Below are 6,405 nucleotides of genomic sequence, written 5' to 3' on the forward strand. Positions count from 1 at the left end.
GGAAAACGATCGCTCGCTCTGCTGGTGCCATCCTCACGGTCGCGCTGTCGGGGACAGCGGCCACGGCATGGGCCACGCCCGCGGTGGACCCGCCGCGACCGATGCAGAGCGGTGCGAAACTCTTGGCGCAGCCTGGCGACCAGATCGGGATCTCAACCGACGCCCACTCCTCCGCTGACACGAGAAACGGCACCCGGGTGGTCTCCGCCGCCTTCATGCGAGACGGCGTGCTCCGGATGGACGACCACCTCGTCGTGGCGGTCATGACCGTCTCCTGCGCAGCCGCGCCCGGGTTGTACGAGGTGCGCCTGGCGGCACCCGCCGACGAGGAGGCGCCACCTTCCGGTACCGGCAGACTCTGGGGAAGCGTCCAGGTCGCACCGGCCGACGAACTCGCCCGGACGGAATGCGAGAGGCGGGTCGCCGCTCTACCGCCGCAGTCACAGGAGGAGAACTGGGGCACTGACGCGCCCTGGCCGCAGACGCCCTGGCACGTGGCCTCCGTCACGGCCGGCGGCGAACTCACCGCCCACGACCCCACGCGTCTCGCAAGCGACGGGGACGTGAAACTGAGCTCCCCCGTCTTCACCGGGTCGGTGGTCATGCACGGCGACAAGGCGGTGACCGCCACTGCCAGAGTCCGTTGCGACGCCCAGCCCGGGCTCTACGTCGTCCAGAGAGCAGAAGGCGGCAAGCCGGCGAAGGTCTGGGCCCGCTACAGGGTCACCCCGGCTGCTGTCGGGTGCCACGATCCGGTATCGCAGGCCCAGGCGCACACCACGATGCTGCCGAACCCCTGGGTCCTGGGGGCGGCCGCGGCGCTGGCTGTGGCGGGCGGCGGCATTTACGCCTGGCTGCGCACACGCCGTAGGGCGGCCCGATAGGACGATCGGCTCAGTGCCAACGCCGAGGAGTCGAGTCAGGGATTCGTCGCCTCGGCCGGGGTCCGCAACACGCTCGTGATCCACCCCGATGACGCGCCCGCATTGGCAGCCCCTCCCGAACTGGAAGAACAGCACCGGATGCTGTGGGTGAACGCAACCGAGGACCTCAGCCAGGCCTGCTCCTGCGGAGCCCGGGCCGCCACACGTGCCGCGGGCATGGGCGGCGTAGCTGTCAGTGGTGTCGTGCATGATCGGCACGTCAGCTGTTCTGCGGAGACGGGGAAGCGCATGCCGATCACAAACCAGCAGGTAACACGGCATGCGTTTCTGCAGCCGATGTACGAGGACTCGTACTTCCCCGATGACGTCGTAGACCAGGGCAGGGCGATCCTGCTGCGACTGTGCGAGCGGATCGAGGCTGAGCAGCCGCCGAATCTGGGGGCCCTGTGCGCGCTCACGCAGGCCGCGACGGAGGAATTCAACCTTCTGGAAGCGGAGTTCGAGGCAGCCGGGAGTGAGATCGAGACGGTTGCGCGGGAATGGATCGCTGATGAGTTCGGCCTTGTCGCGTCGGCATACGGCTTTGCAGACGCGGACACAGAGGAGCTGATCGCCGGCCGAGACTGGTGAGCGGGCTCACGCCGACTGAACGCGCAGAGCGCCGCCGAGAAGGCACAGGCCGTACTGCCGGCCCGGAACGGCTACGCGCCGACCGCTGCTGAATACATCGGGGTGTCGGTACGCACCGCGCCGGATCATCAGCGACTCCACCAACCGTCTCGGAGCGACAAGCCGGTTCCAAGCCGGAATCGAAGCGGTCCAAAGAGACAGAGGCCGGATCCCCTGAACCCTCCGAAAGGGCGGGAAAGGCCCGGCACCGGCCCTGACCCTGGCACAGGGCCCGGCCCAAGGCCTGGTGTGCAGTCAGCCTCCTACTCGTGACTGCCGGCACCCGCCCCTTCGGCACCGTCCCTCGCGCCACGACCGCCACCCGATACGCCGGGGCCGTCACCCGCCACCACACCCCGGCGGCCGAGCGCAAGACGCATCAGATGGGTGTTGCCCTGCACCCGGGCACCGGCGGCGTCCGTCAGGACATCCTCCAGCCCTACCCGGCTCTCCAGACCGCGGGCCAGCGCCCTGTCCAGTACGGGCCACGTGCTGTCCCCGTCCCCGTGCAACAACACGGGGACGGTGAGGCCGGCCTCGTGCAGCACCGACAAGATCCGATCCGCTTCGTCCAACGCACGCTGCCGTGGCATGCCGATGACCTCCACCAGCACACGGACGCACGAGCTGGCCGCCGGGCTGTTGAGAAGGAGACGCGCATCGGCTACCGACCAGACGCCGGCCTCGATTCCGACGTCCATCCCGCGCAGCACGTGCGCCATCTCACCGAAGCCGGGTTCGCTCACGTTCAGCGACACGAAGTCCGGCAGCGCGTCCTGGCGCCATCGCGTGACCAGTTCCCGTCGCCGCGACACATCTCCATCCGTGATCCACAGGCCGGTCGACACCCCCACCGGCAGCCGGCAAGCCGCGCGTACCGCACCGACGGCTTCCCCGATGCACCAGCTTTGAAGGCTTTCGCGCCCAGATCTGTCCCTGGGATGCATGTGAATGCTGCTTGCACCTTCGGCCGCCACCGCGGCAGCTTGGGCCGCCAGTTGCCGAGAGGTGAGGGGGACATCATCGTGTTCGCTACGGGTCCGGCGACCGTTCAGGCATGCTTGGATCACTCTCGGGATCCTGCCCCGACCTCCCGCCTTGTACCCCCCGTGCCGGCGATCGCGACGCCGACAACCGCGCCGGTCTTGTTCGCAGCGGCCTTCTTGGCCGGGAGTTCGTCCACAGTGCTCATCGAGCCGGCGCAGCCCGTGCAGACGATCCCCGTGTCCTTGACCAGCAGAAGGCCGAGCCACTCGCGGTCGCGCATCGCGAACTCCGCTCGGCGTCAGGCGGGACGCGGCCGCCGGCGCGGTTCGGACGCGCAGCGGACACAGGTGGTCGCGGCCGGACGGATTTCCAGGCGTTCCGGCGCAATCGTGCCACCGCAACCCTCACACTGTCCGTACTCTCCCCGATCGAGCCGTTCCAGCGCCCGGTCCAGTTCTTCCAGGTGTTCGGCCGCCCGCGCCATCAGAGTGGCCACGTGGGCCCGCTCGAAGGCGGTGCTGCCCCCCTCCGGGTCGTGCTCGTCGTCGACCGCGATCAAGGCATTCGCCGCGACGATCCCGTCGAAGTCGCGGCCGAGCGCAGCCGCCCGCGCGAGGGTGTCGGCGCGATCGGCCGCGAGGCGTGCGCGGGCGGTCGCGAACTCGGACGGCCCGTGCTCGTCACGTCCTGCCTGAGTCATGTTCGGGACAGCGCCTTCCCCAGATCGTCGTTGGTCACGTCCAAGTGCCCGAGGACGTGGGCGGCGGCACCCTTCATACAGAGGCCTGCCTCCGACAAGCCACTCAGTTCCTCCGTCGGGGCGGAGGATCGGATCCACTTCTTCGCCACCGGCTTTTTCCCCGTCGCGGCCTTCGGGCTGCCGGCACGCCCGACGCTGGCGAGCAGGGCCCCCATGAGGGCGACCACCCCGGTCGGCTGCGCCGCGAGATCCCCCTTCACCGTGCTCGCGCCAGCCCTCCTGGCCTCGATCAGGGCAGCGACCTCCCCAGCCCACACCGCACGTGCCACAGCGCCACCTCCTCCAGCCGCCCCTTATCCCGCTCACGGCGCCTACCCGGTCTGCACCGCCCGACGTCCCATGCTCGCGCGCCTCGGTCGCATCGCAAGCCGTAGGCCCGCTACGTGGGTACGGGTACGTACCCGTACCCTAGAATCATGGAAAGGAGCACCACAATGCCCGATGCCAACGTGAGAATCCCCGAGGAAGCCAAGGACCGTCTCGCCGCGATCGCCGCCGCCGAGGGGCTGTCCCTGCGCGCCTACCTGGCGCGCCTGGCCGAGACGATGCTGACCCCGGCTGAGCGCGCCGAACGTGCCCGGAAGGCGCAAGCCGCACTGCGCGCCTGGAACGGGTACGACCCCACCTCCGCCGAGCAGCACGCACTCGACAGCGAACTCGACCGACGGCTCGCGCAGGTGCAGCGCCCATGAGCGAAGCGATGCACATCGTGCTGGACGAGACGGCCATGGCTGCGGCCGGACAGGGCAACATTCTGGCCTCTCGGCTGATCCACCGCGCACATGCCGAGACCGGCTGGTTCCTCTACGCCCCCTCGTGCGCACTGGTCGAAGCAGACCGGGCACGGCCCGGCACCGCAGAGCACCTGGCCGCCCTACCCGGCATCACGGTCCTGGACCTGGACCTGCCCGCCGCGCTAGCCGTCGCCCAGCAGGAGACGTGGGCCGCTGCGCACAGTCGGCACGCGGCGCAGCCCACCGCAGACCGGCCCGACGGTGCGATCGTGGCCACCACCATGCCGAAACGCTGGGAAGGCCAGCCCGTCCGGATCCTGGACCTCACCCCGTGACGGTCCCAGTCTCTCCGCCCACACCAGACGAAGCCGTGGCACAGCACGACCATGAGTCTTCTGGCGCCCTGGACATCGACGAGGTCGCGTGACGCCGCTCGTCCCGCGTCCTTCGCCGTGACGAGCCTCGCCCCGCTCGGCTGGAACCGATCCGTCGCCGTATTGATCTCTACCTGCGAGATCCGTTCGATACCGCGTTCGAGATCCTTCAGTCTGCACCGGAGTCCCCAGTGAAACACCGTTCCGCCACGTTCTGCGCCGCCCTCGTCCTGTCCGCCGTCGCCGCGCTGTCCGGCTGCTCCAGCGACGGAGATCCCGTCTCCTTCGCCCCGAAGGAGACGGCGAAGCCGGGGGAGAGCAAGGCCCCGAGCGACGTACGGATGCCGACCAACCCGCGCGAGTGGACCACGCAGCGGGAACTGCCCGACGGGACACGCGTGGTGCGCACCGACCTGACGGGACCGAAGTCCGGCTTCACCGGCCGCGTGTGGGCCTGGGTGCCGAAGCAGTACGGCAAGCCCGAGTACAAGGACAGCGCCTTCCCGGTGCTGATGGCGCTGCCCGGCGCGGTGGGCTACCCGACGAACTATTTCTTCTCCAAGGAGTTCCGCCTCCAGGAGCGGATCGGGGAGGCGGCCGACAAGGGTGAGAGCCTGCCCTTCATCGTGGTCATGCCGGTCCTGAACGCCAACAAGGACACCTACTACGACGGCAGTGACATACCGGGGCAGCCCAAGATGGGCACCTGGATCTCGGACGACGTCCCGGACCTGGTGCGGGAGAACTTCCGCACCTACGCCGACCCGAAGGGCTGGGGCTTCTTCGGCTCCTCCTCCGGCGGCTACGTGGGCATGAAGATGGTGCTCCAGTACCCCGAGCGGTTCAGCGTGGCGATAGCCGGCGGGCCCGACGCGGCCCCCGATTCCCCGCTGTGGAACGGTCACCCGAAGGAGAAGCAGGAGAACAGCCCCGCCTGGCTGGCCGAGCAACTGATCAAGAAGAGCGGCGGCGCGGGCGGCCCCTCGAGCAGCCCGTCGAGCAGCGCCAAGACCGGTTCCAAGAGCAGCCCCAAATCCACGCCGAAGAGCAGCCCCTCGACCAGCGCCCCGACCGGCCCGTCGACCGGTCCCACCACCGCCCACAAGGTGTCGATCTCCTTCCTCATGGGCACGAAGGAGCCCAAGTCGGAGGTCGCGGCCCTCGACAAGCTCCGCCAGGACATCACCAAGGGCCCGATCGAAACCAAGGTGACCTCCTTCGAGGGCGGCCACGACGGCTACAAGTACACGGACACCCTGTTCAAGGGTGACCTGAAGTGGATGAGCGACCGCATGCGCGGCCCAGTCGCCGCAAAGTGACCGCGCGCAGGAAGGTGCAGCCATGACCCGCAGCTGCGGCTGGCGTTATTTCGGTGACGGGGCTCAGCCTCATGTCGGCGTGCGGCTCGCTCTCAACCTCAGGTGAGGTAGCGGTGCCGAGGCCGTCTGACCTGGGTCAGAGCCGGTAACCGGGGCGGGGGGTGACCAGGCTGGTTACCGATCCGGGCAACTGGGCGGGAAACGGCTGGGGCAGGCTCTCGTGGTCGGTTCCGCTGCCGGGCCGGGGGCTGGTGCTCACCGCGCCGATTTCTCCGCCCAGGCCCGGATACTGCGTGCCGGCAGCGCGGCGCCGTGATGAAGCTCGTGTCAAGCGAGGCGGTGCTTCAGAGCCGCACCGCTGCTTGGGGTGTGTGGCCAGAAATCGCTTCGCCGGCGCGGGCTGCCATTGTTTCCGTCAGTGCTTGAAGAACATCAAGCCCCGTGTCGCCCGCGCCCTCGTTTCGCAGATAGACGGTGATGGCCAGCGCGCCTACCCTGACGACCGACGTTGCCCCTGTGGCAGCCGTACCTGCAGAGCCGTCGTCATTGTTCAAGCGCCACGAGACGGCGACTACCTCATCGCCTGTCGGCGGCGGGTGAAAAGTGGACCGTTGGCGGCGGATGAAAGTTGACCCCCATCGAGGGCCTGACTCGTTGAGCCAGGTCGGGAGGATGGGT

10 protein-coding genes are annotated in these 6,405 nt (G+C 68.9%); 5 read left to right on the forward strand and 5 right to left on the reverse strand.

The window, feature by feature from the left end; genetic code table 11:
* Positions 1 to 122: 122 nt before the first annotated feature.
* Both AC0693_RS34130 and AC0693_RS34135 read left to right on the forward strand, forming a co-directional pair.
* The gene (locus AC0693_RS34130) at positions 123 to 884 is read left to right on the forward strand and encodes a hypothetical protein (protein ID WP_478803922.1); all 762 of its coding nucleotides are present in this window, start codon (positions 123 to 125) and stop codon (positions 882 to 884) included.
* A gap of 288 nt (positions 885 to 1,172) precedes the next feature.
* Positions 1,173 to 1,514, forward strand: coding sequence for a DUF5713 family protein (locus tag AC0693_RS34135; RefSeq protein ID WP_469320258.1), 342 nt, complete (start codon positions 1,173 to 1,175; stop codon positions 1,512 to 1,514).
* A gap of 302 nt (positions 1,515 to 1,816) precedes the next feature.
* Here the strand turns inward: AC0693_RS34135 and AC0693_RS34140 are convergent, their stop codons facing one another.
* Genes AC0693_RS34140 through AC0693_RS34155 form a run of 4 tightly spaced genes read right to left on the reverse strand, consistent with a single transcriptional unit; the run spans position 1,817 to position 3,569 of the window.
* Positions 1,817 to 2,623, reverse strand: coding sequence for a 3-keto-5-aminohexanoate cleavage protein (locus AC0693_RS34140; RefSeq protein ID WP_478803923.1), 807 nt, complete (start codon positions 2,621 to 2,623; stop codon positions 1,817 to 1,819).
* Entirely contained in the window at positions 2,620 to 2,820 is a 201-nt protein-coding gene (locus AC0693_RS34145) for a hypothetical protein (protein WP_478803924.1), read from the reverse strand. Before AC0693_RS34145 ends, AC0693_RS34140 begins: the two co-directional genes overlap by 4 nt.
* 18 nt (positions 2,821 to 2,838) lie before the next feature.
* Positions 2,839 to 3,240, reverse strand: a complete 402-nt coding sequence (locus AC0693_RS34150) for a TraR/DksA family transcriptional regulator (RefSeq protein WP_469320256.1) — start codon at positions 3,238 to 3,240, stop codon at positions 2,839 to 2,841.
* Positions 3,237 to 3,569 carry a hypothetical protein gene (locus AC0693_RS34155; protein ID WP_478803925.1) on the reverse strand — a complete coding sequence of 111 codons (333 nt, stop codon included), beginning with the start codon at positions 3,567 to 3,569 and terminating at the stop codon, positions 3,237 to 3,239. Before AC0693_RS34155 ends, AC0693_RS34150 begins: the two co-directional genes overlap by 4 nt.
* Before the next feature lie 165 nt (positions 3,570 to 3,734).
* Here AC0693_RS34155 and AC0693_RS34160 point away from each other — a divergent pair, with 165 nt between their 5' ends.
* The 3 genes from AC0693_RS34160 to AC0693_RS34170 all read left to right on the forward strand — a co-directional run bounded on the left by AC0693_RS34160 (position 3,735) and on the right by AC0693_RS34170 (position 5,727).
* The gene (locus tag AC0693_RS34160) at positions 3,735 to 3,992 is read left to right on the forward strand and encodes a hypothetical protein (protein ID WP_478803926.1); all 258 of its coding nucleotides are present in this window, start codon (positions 3,735 to 3,737) and stop codon (positions 3,990 to 3,992) included.
* Positions 3,989 to 4,369: a PIN domain-containing protein gene (locus AC0693_RS34165; protein WP_469320253.1), complete on the forward strand. Its 381-nt coding sequence runs from the start codon at positions 3,989 to 3,991 to the stop codon at positions 4,367 to 4,369. The genes AC0693_RS34160 and AC0693_RS34165 overlap by 4 nt, the downstream gene beginning before the upstream one ends.
* Before the next feature lie 230 nt (positions 4,370 to 4,599).
* Positions 4,600 to 5,727: an alpha/beta hydrolase gene (locus AC0693_RS34170; protein WP_478803927.1), complete on the forward strand. Its 1,128-nt coding sequence runs from the start codon at positions 4,600 to 4,602 to the stop codon at positions 5,725 to 5,727.
* 344 nt (positions 5,728 to 6,071) lie between these two features.
* Here the strand turns inward: AC0693_RS34170 and AC0693_RS34175 are convergent.
* The coding region (locus AC0693_RS34175) for a hypothetical protein (RefSeq protein ID WP_478803928.1) at positions 6,072 to 6,405 on the reverse strand (334 nt) is incomplete at its 5' end.

Source organism: Streptomyces sp. NPDC043876, assembly GCF_056435825.1.